The sequence below is a fragment of the Streptomyces sp. NBC_00448 genome, assembly GCF_036014115.1.
GTDB lineage: Bacteria > Actinomycetota > Actinomycetes > Streptomycetales > Streptomycetaceae > Actinacidiphila.
The window spans coordinates 7370654-7388008 of record NZ_CP107913.1; the positions used below are offsets into that span (position 1 = coordinate 7370654).

A 17355-nucleotide genomic window follows, 5' to 3' on the forward strand; every position below is an offset into this window, starting at 1 on the left:
CGCGCCACCCGGTGGCGGCGGCCGAGCGGCCCGCCACCGCCCGGCTCGACGTGCGCGGCAACCGCGCCGGCGGCGTACCGCGGCGACATGCCGGCGCAGGTGCGCCGTGGCTGACCTCGACGTGGTGCAGGAGAGCGGACCGGTGGCGGTGCTGCGCGAGTGGGCTCGCGGCGGCGGCCCCCTGGCGGTGCGCGCGCGGGTGGTGCTGCTCGCGATCGAGGGACTGCGGGACGCCGAGATCGCGCGGCGGCTGGGCGTGTCCCGGCAGACCGTGGGCACCTGGCGGCACCGCTGGCAGAGCGCCGGCCTCGCCGGGCTGGAGCAGCGCCCGCGCACCGGCCGCCCGGCCACCGTGGACGAGGCCGAGGTCGTCGCCCGGGCGCTGCTGGCTCCCGGCGGCTCCGGCGCGAGCCGGGCGATCGCCCGCGAACTGGGCCTGTCGCACGCCACGGTGGCCTCGATCCGGCGCCGCTGGGCGGTGGGCGGCGACATCACCCGCGGCCCGCGGGTCCCCGCCCGCCCGCCGCTGCCCGGCGCCGACATCTGGGTGATGGGCGTCTACGTGGACGACCGCCGCGCGGTCCTGCTGGCCGGTACCCGCCCGGACGTGCCGCCGTCGGCCGCCGTCGCCACGGTGCTCGGCGAGGACGTGCTGTCCGGGCTAGCCGGCGCGATGGACGCGCTCCACCCGGGCGGGTCAACGTCAGGCGGGACGCATTCAGGCGGGACACACCCGGGCGGGACGCTCGCGGAGGGGCCCCGCACCGGCGCCGACCACGACCCGGAACTCGCCGGCTACCTCGCCGAGGCCACCGCCCACCACCCCGACATCGCCCTGCACGCGGTGACCTTGTGGGACTCCGCGCCCGCCGACGCCGCGCCCGCCGACGCCGTTCCGGCCGGGGCCGCGATCGGCGGGGTGACCTCGCACCGGCTGCCCGCCAACGCCTCCTGGCGCAGCTTCCTGCGCGCCATGGCCGCGCTGGACAGCACCAGCCACCCCGAGTCCTCGCGCCGCGTCTACCTCGACCTGGTCGCGGAACTCGGCCGCGGCGGCACCCCCGTACGGTGGCTGCGCGAGAACGTCGCCGGCCATCTGCGCAGCAGCGCGCCCGTACCGCCGGCGCAGGCCGCGCCCTCCACCGGGCCGTCCCCCGCCAACGCGGCGGCCACGGCGGCCTCTTCGAGCGCGGCCGCCCCGGCGGAGCCGATCGCCTCCAGCGGGGTGAACCAGATCGACCTCGGCTCGTTCAACGAGTGCGTGGTGATCGAGTCGGTGCGGCTGTCGGGCACCATCACCCGCGGCGAGATCGCGCACCGCACCGGCCTGACCCAGCAGTCCGTCTCGCGGATCGCCCGTTCGCTGATCGACCGCGGCATCCTCGTGGAGGACGCGCAGCGCCGGGCCACCTCGGGCAAGCCGCGCACCCCGGTCCGGCTGTGCGGCACCGCCGCGCACGCGCTCGGCCTGCACATCGACCCCGAGGTGCTGACCGCCGTGGTGATCGACCTCGACGGTGCGATCGTCTGCACCTGCACCCGGCCGGTCGGCGCGGACACCGACCCGACCGAATTCGTCGCGCAGGTCGTCGCGTTGGGGCGCGAGGCGCTGGAGAAGGCGCAGGGCTCGGTGCCGGAGGAGGGCTTCCTCGGCATCGGCGTGGCGGTGCCGGGCCCGGTGGACATCGCCTCCGGTACGGTGCTGGGCCCGCCGCTGCTGTCGGCGTGGAACGACATCCCGCTGCTGTACCTGCTCAAGGACCACTTCCCCTGCCCGGTGATCATCGAGAAGGACTCGCTGGCCGCGGCGGCCGGCGAGCGCTGGATCGGCCGCGACCGCAGGGCCCGCGACTTCGCCTACCTGTACCTCGGCACCGGGGTCGGCTCCGGCCTCTACCTCAACGGCGACCTCTACCGCGGAGTGAGCGCCAACGCGGGGGAGTTCGGCCAGCTGTGCGCGATATCGCTCGGTCGCACCGGTCCCGACGGGCGGCCGGAGATGGTGCCGGAGTGCAACCCGCCCGGTTCCGTACCGGAGTTCGCCGCCCGGCACGGCTTCCCCGCCTCCGGCGCGGCCGCCGGCAGCACCGCGGCGTACCGCGAGGTCGGGCGGGCCGCGGCGGCCGGCGACGCGGCGGCCACCGCCGCGCTGCGGGAGGTGGCCGGCGCGGTCGGCCGCGGCGCCCTGGGCCTGGTCGACCTGCTCGACATCGACCTGATCGTGCTGGGCGGGCCGTTCTTCACCGAGGACACCGCCGGTTTCTACCTCGACGAGATCCACCGGGTGGTCAACGACTTCCCGACCGCGCGCCGGCTGCGCCGGGTCGAGGTCGAGCCGTCCGTGCTCAGCGCCGAGGCCGCCGCGGTGGGCGCCGCGTCCACGATCTTCCACGCCACCTTCACCCCGCGGCTGCGCACCCGCGCCCGGGCGTAGGGACGTCCGGCGCCCGGCCGGAAGCCGGCCGTCCGGGTGCGGTGCCCGCCGCCGGGCGGAACCCGTTCATCGTGGTTTCGTCGTCATCAGTCAAAACAATGCCATCCTGTCCGGTCAGAACCCTTGACTAGACGTCAAATCGGGCAACAAACTGCCGCATTGAGAACGCAAGGCCCGGACTTTCTTCGGACTTGCACCAAAGTTCGTCGCAAGGGCCGTAGCCGGCCTGGGTGTTCCGCTTGATCACGCTTGATGACACTCCCCGGACGACGGAGGCAGGATGGACAAGCGAAGGCGTCGGCGCGCAGGCCTGGCCGCGGTGTGCGCGATGGCGTGCGCGGTGGGGCTGAGTGCCACCTACGGCGGCACCGCCGTGGCACAGGCCCCGCATGCGGCCGCGAGCACGCCGATCTACCTGGACACGCACTACTCCTTCCAGGAGCGGGCCGCCGACCTGGTGTCGCGGATGACGCTCCAGGAGAAGGTGCAGCAGCTCAGCACCAACAGCGGCCCGGCGATACCGCGGCTGGGGGTGCAGCAGTACACGTACTGGAGCGAGGGGCAGCACGGCGTCAACAGCCTCGGCGCCGACCAGAACAACGGCGGGGCCCAGGGTGGCGTCCACTCCACAAGCTTCCCCACCAACTTCGCCTCGTCCATGTCCTGGGACAAGAGCCTGATGTACCAGGAGAGCACCGCGATCTCCGACGAGGCCCGCGGGTTCGTCGACAAGTCGCTCTTCGGCACCGGTCAGAACAACCTCGGCCCGTCGGCGGACGACTACGGTTCGCTGACGTACTGGGCGCCGACGGTCAACCTCGACCGGGACCCGCGCTGGGGCCGCACGGACGAGGCGTTCGGCGAGGACCCGTACTTCGTCGGGCAGATGGCCGGCCAGTTCATCGACGGCTACGAGGGCAACAACCCGGACGGTACCTCGCAGACCGGCTACCTCAAGGTCGCCGCCACCGCCAAGCACTACGCGCTCAACAACGTCGAGGACAACCGCACCGGGATCAGCTCCGACGTCAACGACACGGACCTGCGCGACTACTACACCGCCCAGTTCCGCGACCTGATCGAGGACGCGCACGTCGCCGGCCTGATGACGTCGTACAACGCGATCAACGGCACCCCGTCCACGTCGGACACCTACACCACCAACGAACTCGCCCAGCGCACCTACGGGTTCGACGGCTACATCACCTCCGACTGCGGCGCGGTCGGCACCAACTGGAAGCAGTTCCCCGGCGGCCACGACTGGGCGCCGCCCGGCTGGACCACCGACCACGACCCGGACAACCCGACCTGGACCCAGACCGCCACCGGCAAGACCATGTCCGGCCAGGCCGGCGGCCAGGCGTACTCCCTGCGGGCCGGCACCGACCTGAACTGCACCGGCGACGAGGCCACCACCGCCAACATCGAGCAGGCCATCGAGGCCGGCGCGCTGAGCGAGGGCGTCATCGACAACGCGCTGGTGAAGGTCTTCACCGTCCGCATGGAGAGCGGCGAGTTCGACCCGGCCGGCAGCGTGAAGTACACCTCCATCACCAAGGACCAGATCGAGAGCCCGGCCCACCAGGCGCTGGCCACCAAGGTCGCCGACAACTCGCTGGTGCTGCTGAAGAACTCCGCGCCCGCCACCGGCACCAGCCCGCTGCTGCCGGTCGACCCGGCGAAGGCGAAGAAGATCGTCATCCTCGGCGACATGGCGAACACCACGACGCTGGGCCTGTACTCCGGCGAGCCGGACCACACCACCAGCCCGGTGCAGGGCATCACCGACGAGGTGAAGGCCGCCAACCCGGGCGCCGACGTGGTCTTCGACGCGGCCGGCAGTTCCTCGACGGCCACCGCCGCCGCGACCCTCAGCGACCAGACCAAGGCCGACATCCAGTCCGCCGACCTGGTCGTGCTCTTCGTCGGCACCAACAAGGACAACGCCGACGAGGGCAAGGACCGCACCAACCTCGACATGCCCGGCAACTACGACTCGCTGATCGACCAGACCGCCGCGCTCGGCAACAAGAAGCTGGCGCTGGTCATCCAGTCCGACGGCCCGGTGAAGATCGACGACGAGCAGGGCAAGGTCTCCTCGATCGTCTTCAGCGGCTTCAACGGCCAGTCCCAGGGCGCCGCGCTCGCCGACGTGCTCTTCGGCAAGCAGAACCCCGCCGGGCACCTCAACTTCACCTGGTACAAGGACGACTCGCAGCTCCCGGACAAGTCCGACTACGGCCTGACCCCCGGTGAGACCGGCGGACTCGGCCGCACCTACCAGTACTTCACCGGCACCCCGACCTACCCCTTCGGGTACGGCCTGAGCTACAGCTCCTTCTCCTACTCGCACGTCACCGCCGACCACACGCAGATCACCCCGGACGGCTCGGTGAAGATCGGCGTCGACGTCAAGAACACCGGCAGGACCGCCGGCGCGACGGTCGCCCAGCTCTACGCCGCCACGCCGTTCACGGTCAAGGGCGTCCAGCTGCCGAAGAAGCGGCTGGCCGGCTTCGCCAAGACCGGCGTCCTCCAGCCCGGTCAGAGCCAGCACCTGACGATCTCCGTCAAGGCCGCCGACCTGTCGAGCTGGGACGCGAAGAACTCCCGGCAGACGGTCTACAACGGTCCCTACCAGTTCCAGGTCGCCGCGGACTCCGCGCACGCCGCCGGCACCGCGAACGTGCGGATCAGCGGACGGCTCACCCCGAAGGTGCAGACCGTCACGGTGCAGCCGGAGAACGTCGTCTACAACGCGGGCGACACCTTCAGTCTGACCGGCAAGAACCAGTGGATCAAGGACGACACCGACCACTCCAAGGAGCAGCGCGACACGTCCATCACCGCGGACGACGTGGTGGAGGCGGTCAACAACGACCAGTCCTTCGTGGACCTGAAGCACGCGGGCGTCAGCTACCGCAGCAGTGACCCGAAGGTCGCCACCGTCGACAGGAACGGCACCGTGCACGCGGTCGCCGACGGGGTCGCCACCATCTCCGCGAAGGTCGGCGGGGTCACCGGGTCCGCCCCTATCGTGGTGCGCAACTCGCTGACGCTCCAAGCGGTGCCGATCGCCGCGGCCGGCAGCACGCTGACCGCGACCACCATCTACACCAACGGCAGCGCCGCCGCGGTCAGCGGCATCACCGTCGGGCTCAAGGCGCCCGACGGCTGGACCGCCACCGCGACCACCCCGGCCACCTTCGACCAGGTCGGCCCGGGCCAGAAGGCCACCACCACCTGGTCGGTGAGCATCCCGGCCGGCACCGACCCGGCGTCCTTCACCCTGGACGCCACCGTCGGCACGCCCGGCGGCGACCACACCGCGCAGACACCGGTCACCGTGCCGTACGCCTCGCTGACCGCGGCCGACAACAACATCGGGATCAGCAGCGACGACAACACCAAGGCGGCCAGCTTCGACGGCGGGGGCGCCAGCTACTCCAGCGACGCCCTGGTGGCGGCCGGCTGGACTCCCGGCAAGAGCACCGACCACGACGGGGTGAGCTTCCCGTGGCCCGCCGCCGCGGGCACCGGCGCCCCCGACAACGTGGTGGCCGGCGGCCAGGCGATCGAGATCAGCGGCAGCGGTACCAAGCTCGGCTTCGTCGGTTCGAGCGCCTTCGGCAGCTCGTCCGGCAGCGGCACCATCCTCTACACCGACGGCACCACCCAGACGTACGCGCTGGCACTCGCGGACTGGTGGTCGAAGACCGCCTCCCAGGGCAGCGACATCGCCGCCAGCCTGCCGTACCTCAACAACGGCGGAGGGCAGTCGCAGCAGCCCGTGCACACGTACGCCGCGACGGTGAACCTGCAACCCGGCAAGACCGTGCAGGCCATCACCCTGCCCGACGTGAGCCAGACGGCGACCAACAACCAGTTGGCGATGCACGTCTTCTCCGTGGCCATCGGCGGCTGACCCGCCGGCGCGGGGGGCCGGCCGCCTGTCGGGACCGGCCCCCCGCGCACGCCTCGCACACCCGCGTACGCCTGTGGGCGCGCGTGCCCCTTGACGCGCGCGTGCCCCCGCCCGCGTGCCCCCACGCCCTCAAGTCCTCATGTCCCCATGCCCTCATGCCGGCGCCCGCCCCTGGGCGCCCATGGAAGGAACCATGAACAACCAGCATGAACAGCGCGGTTCGGCCCTGGTGCCGACCCGCCGCCAGCTGCTCACCCTCGGTGCCGCCACCGCCGCCGCGGTCGGCCTCCAGCGGATCGGCGCCGCCCAGGCGGCCACTCCGGGCGACGGCGGTTTCGCCGCGCCCAGGACCGGCGGCGCCCAGGTGCTCCAGTCGCTCAACGGCACCTGGGACTTCCTGCCCGCAGCGGCGGGCGCCGCCTACCCGCCGGCCGACTCCGGCTGGGCCGACATCCCGGTGCCGGCCGAATGGAACATGGCGGCCGGGCCGTTCGCCACCGGTTGGGACGCCTACGACCTCTTCGAGACCCCCGACGACTGGAACACGGTGGACACCGCCTGGTACCGGCGGACCGTCCGCATACCGGCGGCGGCCAAGGGGCAGCGGATCGTGCTGCGCTTCGAGGCGGTCAACTTCGAGGCGACCGTCTGGTTCAACGGCGCCCAGGTCGCCCACCACCAGGACGGGCTGCTGCCGTTCGAGGCCGACGTCACCGACCACGCCGTCTTCGGCGGCAGCAACACCGTTCACCTGCTGGTGCGTTCACCCGGGGCGGCCCGGCAGTCCGACGGCTACCACTTCCCGGGGGGTTCCTGGTGGGGCCAGGAGGCGGCCGGGATCTGGCAGGACGTGTGGCTGCTGGCCCGCAACCCCGTCTCCACCGCCGACACCGGGATCGTCACCTCGGTCACGGACAAGAAGCTCACCGCCACCACCGTCCTGCGCAACGACTCCACCGCCGACGCCACCGTCCGGGTGGACCACACGGTGTGGGACGGCGCCCGCCAGGTGCTGCGGCTCAGCCGCCAGGTCACCGTGCCGGCCAGCGGCACCGCCGCCGTCGAGGAGTCCGCCGGCTGGAGCAAGCCCCGGCTGTGGAACCCGGCCGACCCGCACCTGTACGAGCTGCGGGTCGACATCCGCGCCTCCGGCACCGGCCCGGTGCTCGACTCGACCACCCAGCGGTTCGGCTTCCGCGAGGTCACCGTCGACGGCCCGGCGCTGCTGCTCAACGGCGAACCGCAGTTGCTGCGCGGCGACTCCTGGCACTACATGGGCTCCGTCCAGAACAGCCGCGCCTACGCCGAGATGTGGATGCGGATGGCGATGGCCGCGGGCGTCAACTACATGCGCCTGCACGCCATGCCGTACCCGCCGGTCTACTACGACGTGGCCGACGAGCTCGGCATGATGATCGTCGGCGAGTCCGGCATCTACGGCTCCTCGGGCAACTACGCGATGGGCGCCGACGACTTCTGGGCCAACTGCGCCACCCACCTGAAGGACCGGGTGGTCCGCGACCGCAACCACCCCTCGATCATCGCCTGGAGCGCGGAGAACGAGATGCTGGCCGCCTTCGGCCAGAGCTACGTGCCGCAGGTCGCCGCGCTCAAGCCGCCGGTGCTCGCCGAGGACACCTCCCGCCCGGTCTACTTCGAGGGCGACGGCGACCCGCAGGGCGCCGGCGACCTGCGCAGCACCCACTACCCGGTGGAGATCACCACCAAGAACACCACGATCCCCGAGTCCGGCCGGGTGCTGGCCGTCGGCCAGCCGCGCGGCGACGAGTGGGACCGCAAGAAGCCGTTCCTGATCAGCGAGTTCAGCTCGATGTACTACGCCAACCCGTCCGACGTCAGCGCGCTCGGCGGCCCGGCGGCCTACGCGGACCTGGACGGGTTCTGGTCGGCGCACGCGCTGACCGTCCGCGCCCAGATCGAGGGCTTCCGGTACGCGGGCATCACCGCGATCTCGCCGTGGAACACGGTCTGGTACGGCATGCAGCCGCTGCCGTTCGACGGCACGTCGGTGCCGAAGCCCGATCCGAGCGGGTCGGGGCCGCGGCTGAAGCGGGTCGGGCCGTTCGCGGCGACCCTCAACCCCGGCTTCCAGAAGGGCCTGCCCGACTGGCGGCCGAACCCCATCCACGGCTCCGTGGTGCGGGTCTTCCAGCCCGTCGCCGCGCTCGCGCTGGACTACCGCACCCACTACTTCGGCGGCAGCACCCTGGCGAAGGACCTGATGGTCTGCAACGACACCGCCGGAAAGGTGAAGTTGACGGTCGGCTGGACGCTGAGCGGCAAGGGCATCCCGACCGGCAAGGGCTCGGCGAAGGTGACGGTCGCGGCCACCGACCGCGGCAGCGTGACCGCGAAGCTCGCGCTGCCCAAGGTCAAGAAGGCCACCGCGGCCACCTTGCGGATCACGGTCTCGGGCGACGGGACGTTCACCGACGACATCGCGCTGACCTTGTACCCGGCCCCCGCGGGCAAGCTCGGCACCCCGCTCAAGGCGGCGGTGCTGGAGGGGACTTCGGGTGCCGCCACCACCAAGGCGCTGACCGCGCTGGGGGTGACGGCCCGCGGCGTCGCCGACTTCGGCACGCTGCCCGACCCCTCCTCCGGCGAGGTGCTGGTGGTCGCCGAGGGCGCCGAACCGGCCGCCGACACCGACGCGGGCAAGAGGGTCACCGCGTTCGTCGCCGCCGGCGGACAGGTGCTGGTGCTGGCGCAGAGAGCGTTCCCGCAGATCCTGCCGTGGCCGCAGTTCAGCACGAGCAGCCCGCAGACCGTCACCCATGTCGCCGCGCCGCACCACCCGGTGCTGGCCGGCATCGGCGCCGACGACCTGCGCTGGTGGCAGACCGCCGACGAGACCGTGGTGTCCACCGTGCTGCTCAAGCCGCGCTTCGGCAGCCTGCTCTCGCTCGCCGACGCCGGGTCCGCGCTGGCCGCCACCGCGCTCGCCGAGACCAGGTTCGGCAAGGGCCGCTACCTGATCTGCCAGTACCCGGTGGTGGCCGCGCAGGCCGCCGAGCCGATCGCGGCCGCGCTGCTGCGCAACCTGCTCGGGTACGTCGCCCAACCGGCCGCGGCCACCGGGCGGTTCGGGGTGCTCGCCGCCGACGACAAGAGCGCGGCCGCGGTCACCCTCAAGGCCGCCGCCGCCGATCTGACGGTGCTCGGCACGGTCGACGCCGACGCGCTCGCGGCGCTGGACATCCTGCTGGTGGACGCCTCGCCAGGCAACGAGGCGCCGCTGGCGTCGCTCAAGGCCGCCGCCTCCGCGGTCACCGCGTGGACCGGCCAGGGCGGCACCCTGTGGATCAGCGGTGCCACCCCGGACACCTGGGCGTCGGTCGCGCCGTTCCTGCCGTCCGGCGCCAAGCTCACCGCCGTGGACGCCGACCACGTGCACGGCGCCGTGACCACCGGAAACTCCGCCCTGACCACCGGCGTCAGCAACGCCGACCTGGACTGGCCGGGCGCGGGCGCGCCCTTGGTGGCGTACACCGTGCAGGCCAAGGGCGGCACCAGCGCGGTGGACACCCGGGCGGTCGCCTGGAGCCTGTTCAGCGCGGGCAACGAGCAGACCAAGTACGGGAAGGCGGCGCACAGCACGCTCGGCTTCACCGCCGGCAGCGCGCTGTGGCAGACGGCCGCGGGCCAGGGGTCGGTGATCGTCGACCAGTTGCTGTGGCCGGACAAGAACGCCCTGCCCACGCAGGTCGGCCTGGCCGCGCTGCTGGCCGCGAACGTCGGCACCGCCTTCGCCGCGGGCGCCGGCTCGGGCGAACTGCCCACCGACGGCTGGAAGGGCTTCACCAACCCGGCCACCGGCACCCCCGCCAACGCCTACGACCGCAACCCCAGCACCCGCTGGACCAGCACCGCGGCCCGCCAGCCCGGCATGTACTACGGCCTCGACCTGGGCGCGTCACACACCATCGACAAGATCGTGTGGGACGCGTCGGCCTCCAGCGGCGACGTACCCAGCGCCGCCGACCTGCTGGTCTCCACGGACGACTCCACCTGGACCACGGTGCTCAGCCTTGCCGACACCGCTCCGTACACCTCGGGCGGCGTGATGACGCTGAACTTCGGCCCGGTGGACGTCCGGTACTTCAAGGTCGTCAACACCAAGGCCGCCGGGAACTACCTGTCCGTGCACGAGATCTACGTGTACACGGCGACGCAGTGACCCGGTGAAGCGGTGAGCCGGCCGGACGGGGCGTGGGGCCCGTCCGGCCGGCTCGGTATCCGCTCTGGCCTACGCGGCCGGGGTCGTGCCGGTGACCGTCGCGGCCGGGCCGGTGCCCGCGCCGGTGACGGCGGCGACGCCGACCGTGTACGGCGTGCCGGGCGTCAGATCGCCGAGCACGCGGAACATCGCGTGCGCCGACGGCTGGGTGACCAGCACGTCCCGGCCGGCCACGTCGACCGTGCGGCTGCCCGAGGGGTCGGTGACCGTGATCCGGTAGCCGATGACGGGGGAGTCGCCGACGACGGTCGGGGGCGTCCAGTCCAGGGTCGCGGCGGTGGCCTGGGCCTTCAGCTTGAGTCCGGTCGGAGCCGCGGCCGGCACGGTGGCGGCCTTCGGGGCCAGCGGCGCCGAGGGCAGCGAAGGCGCGCTGTCGCCATGGGAGTTCACCGCCGTGACCGTCACGGTGTAGGCGACGCCGTCGGTGAGGCCGGTGAGCCGGACCAGCGCCGTGGCGGCGAAGTCGGCGGCGGAGACGAAGGCGGTCGCCGCCGTGTGCCCGGCGGGGTCCGCGGCCGTCACCCGGTACCCCAGCAGCGCCGAACCGCCGTCCGCCCAGGTGGGGTTGAAGGCGGTGTACAGCGTGCCGGACGCACCGACGGCCGTCGCGACCCGGGTCGGCGCCACCGGCACCGACACCGGGGCGAACCGCCGTGCGAGGACGCTGCGGTAGGCGGGCTCCAGGCCCGCGTCGGCGACCACGCCGGCGGGGGCGTCGGACGCCGAGGCGATCAGGTGGTTGCCCTGCGTCACCACGCCCTTGTTGCTGCCGTCGGCGTCACCCTGCTCCCACCAGTTGCCGGAGATGAGGGTCGGGTCGTTGTTGTGGAGGGTGTCGCGGTAGTCCACGTGGGTGCTGGCGACGTTGGCGTACGACGCGCCGTAGAGCACGTTCCCCGACACGGTCTCGTAGGTGCAGCCGTTGTCGGTGTAGACGCTCTTGCCGAGGCCGAACTGCGTGTGGATGACGTTGCCGGTGACCTTCTCGCCGGTGGCCATCGAACTGCCGGTCAGGCCCTGGGTGTAGATGCCGCCGCCGTCGTCGAGGCCCTGCATGTAGTCGGTGATGAGGTTGTCGCTGACGGTGTTGTCGTGGCTGTCGTTGGGCGTGGCGGGCGAGCCGATCTTGTCCGGCCAGCCGCCCCAGCCCATCGAGATCCCGGAGTAGCCGACGTGGTCGATCTGGTTGTGGGAGATCAGGTCGTGCTGCGTGTAGCCGTTGACGATGGGCACACCGCCGGTGAACTCCCTTGGCAGGGCGTAGAGATGGTTGTCCGTCAGCTGGACGTCGCGGGTGACGTCGGCGTCGTCGGTGGGCAGCGCCTGGTCCACGCCGCCGACCTCCACGCCGTTGCCCGAGATGTCGGTGAAGACGCTGCCGCGCACGGTGGTGTGCTGCGTGCCGTCGCCCAACTCCAGCCCGGCCGCGCCGAGATGGACGAACGCGTCGTCGCTGAAGTCGAGGTCGCGGCCGTGGTCGATCGCCACGTTGCCGGGCTCCTTGGTCCAGGCGCCGAACGGGCACTGCCCGCCGGCCTGGAAGCCGCACAGGCCCTCGGTGGCGTAGCCGGTCGGGCCCGAGATGGTGTAGCCGGCCTGGATCTCGGAGAAGCCCTCCGGGGAGGAGGGGGTCAGCCAGGTGGCGTAGGAGAACTGCAGGCCGCGGAAGGCCACGTCGTGCAGCGGCGCGGCGGCGGTGCCCCGCCCGTCGACGAGCTTCTCCAGCGCGGGCGCCTCCACGTCGGCGCGGGGCAGGTCCTCGCCCTTGCGCGGCATGTAGTAGACGGTGTGCGCGGCGCGGTCGAGGTACCACTCGCCCGGGGTGTCCAGGAGTTCCCTGGCGTTCTCCATGTACGTCACGTGGGCGCCGTTGGTGAGCGCGCCGGGCCCCACCATGCTGACGGTGCGGCCGGGGATGTCCGGGAACTCCACCCGCTTGTTGGAGTTGTCCCAGCACGGCTGGACCATGGTGACGGTCGTGCCGGACGCCGAGGCGACGTCGCAGCGCGGCTGCGTCCACTGGCCGAGGCCGTCGCGCACCATGTTCCACAGCGTCTCGCCGCTGGTGTAGACGAACTCGGCGCCGGCGATGTCGGGCCACTTCGCGAGGGTGTCACTTGCGGCGGTGTAGCCGGTGGCGGTCTTGGTGAGGGTGACCGGGACCTGGCCGGCGGCGCGGGTGGCGCGCACGCCGTCGACGTACAGCTGCCGGGTGTCGGAGAGCCCGCGGGGTGCCGGGGCGGCCCACAGGCCGCTGTGCCCCGTGACCTGGTGCCAGCCGGTGACCTGCTTGCCGCCGCTGATCACGGCCTTGCCGCTGCCCTGCCAGACCACCTGGTGGCCGCCTGACCCGGAGTCGCGCGAGTCGAGCGTGAGCGGATGGTCCAACCGGTAGGTGCCGTCGACCAGATGGACGGTCAGATCCGCGGCCAGGTGGTGGTCCCGCTGCCGGACGAGGTCCTGGGCGCGCGCCAGGGTGCGCACGGGGTGGCGCGCGTCGCCCGCGGCGTGGTCGTTGCCGTACGGCGCGACGTAGACGTCTTGGGAGGGGGGAGCGGCGTCGGCCGCCGGGCCGGTGGCGGCGATGCCGCCGATCGCCACCGCGGTGGCGGCGAGTATCGGCCACAGTCTTCTTCTGAGCACGGTCATCGTCCTTCGGGTCGGGAGCGGGGAGTGCGACGGCGCCTTGTCCGCGCCGCGCGGGGCGATCACGCCGGCAGGCCCCAGCGCGGGGCGGGGGCGTTGGCGGGGACCGGGGCGAGGCCGGTCGAGGGGCGGGTGCCGCGCGGGTTGACCCACGCCTCCTGGCCGCGGGCCAGCTCGATCCGCAGGGTGCCGCCGCCGAGGTCGGTGTACGGCAGCGCGCGGCCGGCGCCGTCGCTCACCTCCAGCGGGCCGGCGATGTCGGTGCGCAGCACGCAGGGCGCCCCCGCCTCGCTGCGCAGCCGGGCCCAGCGGGTGGTGCCGCCCTGGCGGGAGGCGCTGAGCAGGAAGGCGCCCTGGGTGCGGAAGTCGTGCAGCGCGACGTCCTTCCAGGTCGAAGGGACCGCCGGGAAGAGCCGGATGACGCCGCCCCAGCTCTGGCAGAGCATGTCGTGCAGGGACTGCGCGGCCGACAGCGGCGTCTCGATGACCGGCCCCGACTCCTTGTAGAGGGTGTTGGGCTGGACGTAGAGCCGCAGCAGGTCGGAGAGGTACCCGGCCGCCGCGTCGCCGTCGAGCATCTGGGCGGAGAAGGAGGCCGCGCCGGTGTAGCTGTAGCCCTGGAGCGCGCCGGTGAAGCTGATCCAGTGGTCGACCGAGGTCCTGATCAGGTCCCGGTTCTCCGGCTGCTCCCAGTTGACGAGGTACAGCGGGTAGACCGACAGCATGTGCGAGTAGTGCCGGTGCGACATCGCGAACGGCTGCCCGGCGCCGATCATGAAGCCGTCGGCGTCGACGGGCGGCGGCACGAGCCGCAGCAGCACCTCGCGCCAGCGCGGCGCCAGCGGGTCGTCGATGCCGAGGGTCTGCGCGGACTCCAGCAGCGTGGTGCAGCCCCAACGGATCAGTGCCAGGTCGAAGTTGGTGTCGGGGGTGTCCACGCCGTACTCCGGCGAGAAGGTCTTCGGCAGGTGCAGCCGGCCGTCGCTGCCGGGCTCCAGGAAGTGCAGGTAGTAGTTGACCGACTTGCGCAGCAGCGGGAAGACGACGTCGCTGAGGATCGACTCGTCCATCGTGTGACGGTAGGAGAGCCACACGTTGTGCAGCGCCCAGGTGAGGTTGCCGATCTCGGGTGTGGGCGGGTCCTGCCCCGGGATGCCGCCACCGGTGCCGCCGGGGCCGCTGTCCAGGCCGTGGCTGAGGGTGATGTCGTTGGAGCGGGCGATGACCAGGGAGTCGGAGCGGTAGGCGGGCGCGGTCTGCGCCTTGACGTTCTCCCGGAACTCGCTCAACGAGCGGGTCAGCCCGTCCAGTTCGAGGTGGTTGGAGCCGTGGATGAGCCAGTACTCCAGCTGCACGTTGAGGTTCCACCAGGACGCGGGCCACGGCGTCGGCTCCAGCCAGGGGCCGGTGGTCGCCATCACCGGGGCGTCGCGGCGCGCGGCCGAGGCGACCTTGTACAGCTGTATCCAGTAGAAGCTCTGCAACCGCGCGTCCGGGACGGACAGGAAGCTCTTGCGGTAGTAGGCGTGCCACCACGCCCGGTGATCCGCGGTGAGCGCGGACATCGGCAGCGGCGCCGTCTCGCGCACGCTGCGCAGCGCCGCCTGGGTGGCGCTCGTACCGGGGAAGGAGTGCGCGACGGCCGCGTACAGGGTGCGGGCCTGGCCGCGTCGGACCTCCCGCCACGCGGTGACGTGCTGGCCGCCGGAGAGCAGGGACTGCACCGCGGCCCGCTCCGTGCCGTGGTCGCCCACGACGGCGGGCGGGTTGCCGGTGTAGCCGTCGGGCAGCGGTTTGAAGGCGGCCCGCGGGCTGATGGCGTCGGCGGGGTGGAACGTCCAGACGAGGTCGCGCTCCCCCGTGGACGGTGTCACCTCGACGGCCAGTACCGAACGGGAGTTGTGGACGATCGCCCGCAGCCGCAGCGTGCCCGCGGTGGTGGTGACCGTGCCGGACAGCTCGCTGTTCCACAGGTCGAGCCGCCAGTCGACGGCGGTGACGGTGCCGACCGGCTCCAGCGTGAAGTACCCGATGGGCAGCCGGGCCAGGCCGAAGACGGAGCCGAACTCGGGCCGGTGGTCCTGCACTTCGCTGTGCTGGACGTTGAAGCGGATCGCGTTCGCGCCCGGTTCCGCGTAGATGCCGGAGCCCAGGAAGCCGTTGCCGAGGAACGGTCCCTCCTCCCAGGTGGCGGGCATCTTCTGCCAGACCAGGTCGGAGTCGGCGAGGATCTCGGTCCAGGGCCGGTCGCCGTGCGCGTCGACGGACAGTCCCGCGGCGGCGGCCGGACCGGGCGCGTCCGCAGGCCCGGTCGCGGTCGCCGGTTCCGCCGCTGCCGCGGTTCCGCTCACCCCGGCGCTGACCCCGGCGCCCACCGCGGCACCCGCCAGCGCACCGCCCAGCACCCTGCGGCGGGACACCCCGCCCTTGTCCTGCATAACGCCTCCTGAGTATCTGAGTGGAGTTCATGTATGCACACACTCATCGGATCTATTTGCAGCGGGACGCTAAGGCGGCGCGGGTTCTACGTCAAGGAGGTGCGCAGAGGTCCTTCCATACTTGCTCGGTGAGGGGTAGTCATCGGATCAATCTGTTGACGCGTGCACGGCGGGGGTGTATCACCGATCCTGTTCACCACCGTGAACCCGATTCAGTGACCTGAGTCCCGAGGAGCCGCACGATGCGTCTGACGAATCGTCACCTGATCCCCGCGCTGGCCCTGATCCTGGCGGGCACCGGAACGCTGCTCGCCGCCCCGGCGAGCGGCGCGACGGATGCCGCCGCCGCCCACCCGCCGGCCGTCCGCACCGCCGCCGTCCCGCCGATGGGCTGGAGCAGTTGGAGCTTCATCCGCAGCAAGCCCACCGCGCAGAACATCGAGGCGCAGGGCCTGGCCATGCACACCAGCGGCCTGCAGGCGCACGGTTATCACTACGTCAACATCGACGCCGGCTGGTCGGACCACCTCGACGCCTACGGCCGCTGGGCCTGGAACACCACGAGTTTCCCCGACGGCATCCCCGCCGTCGCCTCGTACCTGCACCGCCTCGGCCTGAAGTTCGGCATCTACCTCACGCCCGGCATCCCCAAGGCGGCCGTCGCCGCGAACCTGCCGATCGAGGGCACGCCGTACCACCTCGCCGACATCGCGGACACCACGCAGCCCGGCAACACCCACGACGACTCCTGGCGGATCGACTTCAGCAAGCCGGGCGCGCAGGAGTACGTCCAGGGCTACGCGAACCTCCTCGCGTCCTGGGGCGTGGACTACATCAAGATGGACTTCGTCGGCCCGGGCGGCGGCCTCGTCCCCGGCGACCAGCGGCCTGACATGGCGGCCTGGCACCAGGCGATCCAGCACACCGGCCGCTCGATCGATCTGGAGCTGTCCAACTCGCTCAGCATCGCCGACGCCGACTTCTGGAAGGCCAACAGCAACGGTTGGCGGATCGACGGCGACATCGAGTGCTACCACTGCACGACGGTCGGGCTGACCGACTGGCCGCACGTGCTCAAGCGGTTCACCGACGAACCCGCGTGGGTGCCCTACGGCAGCCGCGGGGGCTGGAACGACCTGGACTCCCTGGAGCTCGGCAACGGCGCCGACGACGGCCTCACGCCCGACGAGCGCCAGACCACGATGACCCTGTGGGCGATCTCCGCCGCGCCGCTGCTGCTCGGCACGGACCTCACCAAGCTCGACCCGGACGACCTCAAGGCGCTGACCAACGACGAGGTGCTCGCGGTGGACCGGGCCGGGCACCCTGCCCGGCCGGTGTCGCAGGCGACGCCGCAGCAGGTGTGGTTCAGCAGGAACGGCGACGGCAGCTACACGGTGGCGCTGTTCAACCTCGCCGACAGCCCCGCGCAGGTCACCGCCGACTGGAGCGACCTGGGAGCCCACGGCCGGCGCGGCCGGGTCCGCGATCTGTGGACGCACCAGAATCTGGGCGTCGAGCAGGGCGGCGTCTCAGCGACCCTGCCCGCCCACGGGTCGCGCCTGCTGAAGGTGTTCGTCCACTGACGGCTGGGTGCGCCTGTCGCCGTCCCCCTGACCAGGACGGCGGCAGGCGCACCGGTACTCGGGTT

At 72.2% G+C, this 17355-nt stretch carries 6 protein-coding genes; 4 read left to right on the forward strand and 2 right to left on the reverse strand.

The window, feature by feature from the left end:
* Window positions 1–106 precede the first annotated feature (106 nt).
* From OG370_RS31790 to OG370_RS31800, 3 genes are all read left to right on the forward strand, one after another.
* The gene (locus OG370_RS31790) at window positions 107–2434 is read left to right on the forward strand and encodes an ROK family protein (protein WP_328470321.1); all 2328 of its coding nucleotides are present in this window, start codon (window positions 107–109) and stop codon (window positions 2432–2434) included.
* A gap of 280 nt (window positions 2435–2714) precedes the next feature.
* Window positions 2715–6359, forward strand: a complete 3645-nt coding sequence (locus tag OG370_RS31795) for a glycoside hydrolase family 3 C-terminal domain-containing protein (protein WP_328470323.1) — start codon at window positions 2715–2717, stop codon at window positions 6357–6359.
* Window positions 6360–6552: 193 nt separating this feature from the next.
* The gene (locus tag OG370_RS31800; RefSeq protein ID WP_328470325.1) at window positions 6553–10560 is read left to right on the forward strand and encodes a glycoside hydrolase family 2 protein; all 4008 of its coding nucleotides are present in this window, start codon (window positions 6553–6555) and stop codon (window positions 10558–10560) included.
* Window positions 10561–10629: 69 nt separating this feature from the next.
* Here OG370_RS31800 and OG370_RS31805 read toward each other — a convergent pair whose 3' ends face one another.
* Together OG370_RS31805 and OG370_RS31810 are read right to left on the reverse strand one after the other, a co-directional pair.
* On the reverse strand, window positions 10630–13269 hold the full coding sequence (locus tag OG370_RS31805; protein ID WP_443060782.1) for a fibronectin type III domain-containing protein: 2640 nt from the start codon (window positions 13267–13269) through the stop codon (window positions 10630–10632).
* Between the two features lie 59 nt (window positions 13270–13328).
* The gene (locus OG370_RS31810) at window positions 13329–15704 is read right to left on the reverse strand and encodes a glycosyl hydrolase family 95 catalytic domain-containing protein (RefSeq protein WP_328470329.1); all 2376 of its coding nucleotides are present in this window, start codon (window positions 15702–15704) and stop codon (window positions 13329–13331) included.
* A gap of 242 nt (window positions 15705–15946) precedes the next feature.
* On the opposite strand from OG370_RS31810, the gene OG370_RS31815 reads away from it, so the two are divergent.
* The gene (locus OG370_RS31815) at window positions 15947–17290 is read left to right on the forward strand and encodes a glycoside hydrolase family 27 protein (protein WP_328470331.1); all 1344 of its coding nucleotides are present in this window, start codon (window positions 15947–15949) and stop codon (window positions 17288–17290) included.
* Window positions 17291–17355 lie beyond the last annotated feature (65 nt).

Excerpts from the sequence above, each read along its gene's own strand:
- OG370_RS31795 (WP_328470323.1), top strand. The coding sequence starts at position 2,715 with ATGGACAAGCGAAGGCGTCGGCGCGCAGGCCTGGCCGCGGTGTGCGCG.
- OG370_RS31800 (WP_328470325.1), top strand. The coding sequence starts at position 6,553 with ATGAACAACCAGCATGAACAGCGCGGTTCGGCCCTGGTGCCGACCCGC.
- OG370_RS31805 (WP_443060782.1), bottom strand. The coding sequence starts at position 13,269 with ATGACCGTGCTCAGAAGAAGACTGTGGCCGATACTCGCCGCCACCGCG.
- OG370_RS31810 (WP_328470329.1), bottom strand. The coding sequence starts at position 15,704 with ATGCAGGACAAGGGCGGGGTGTCCCGCCGCAGGGTGCTGGGCGGTGCG.
- OG370_RS31815 (WP_328470331.1), top strand. The coding sequence starts at position 15,947 with ATGCGTCTGACGAATCGTCACCTGATCCCCGCGCTGGCCCTGATCCTG.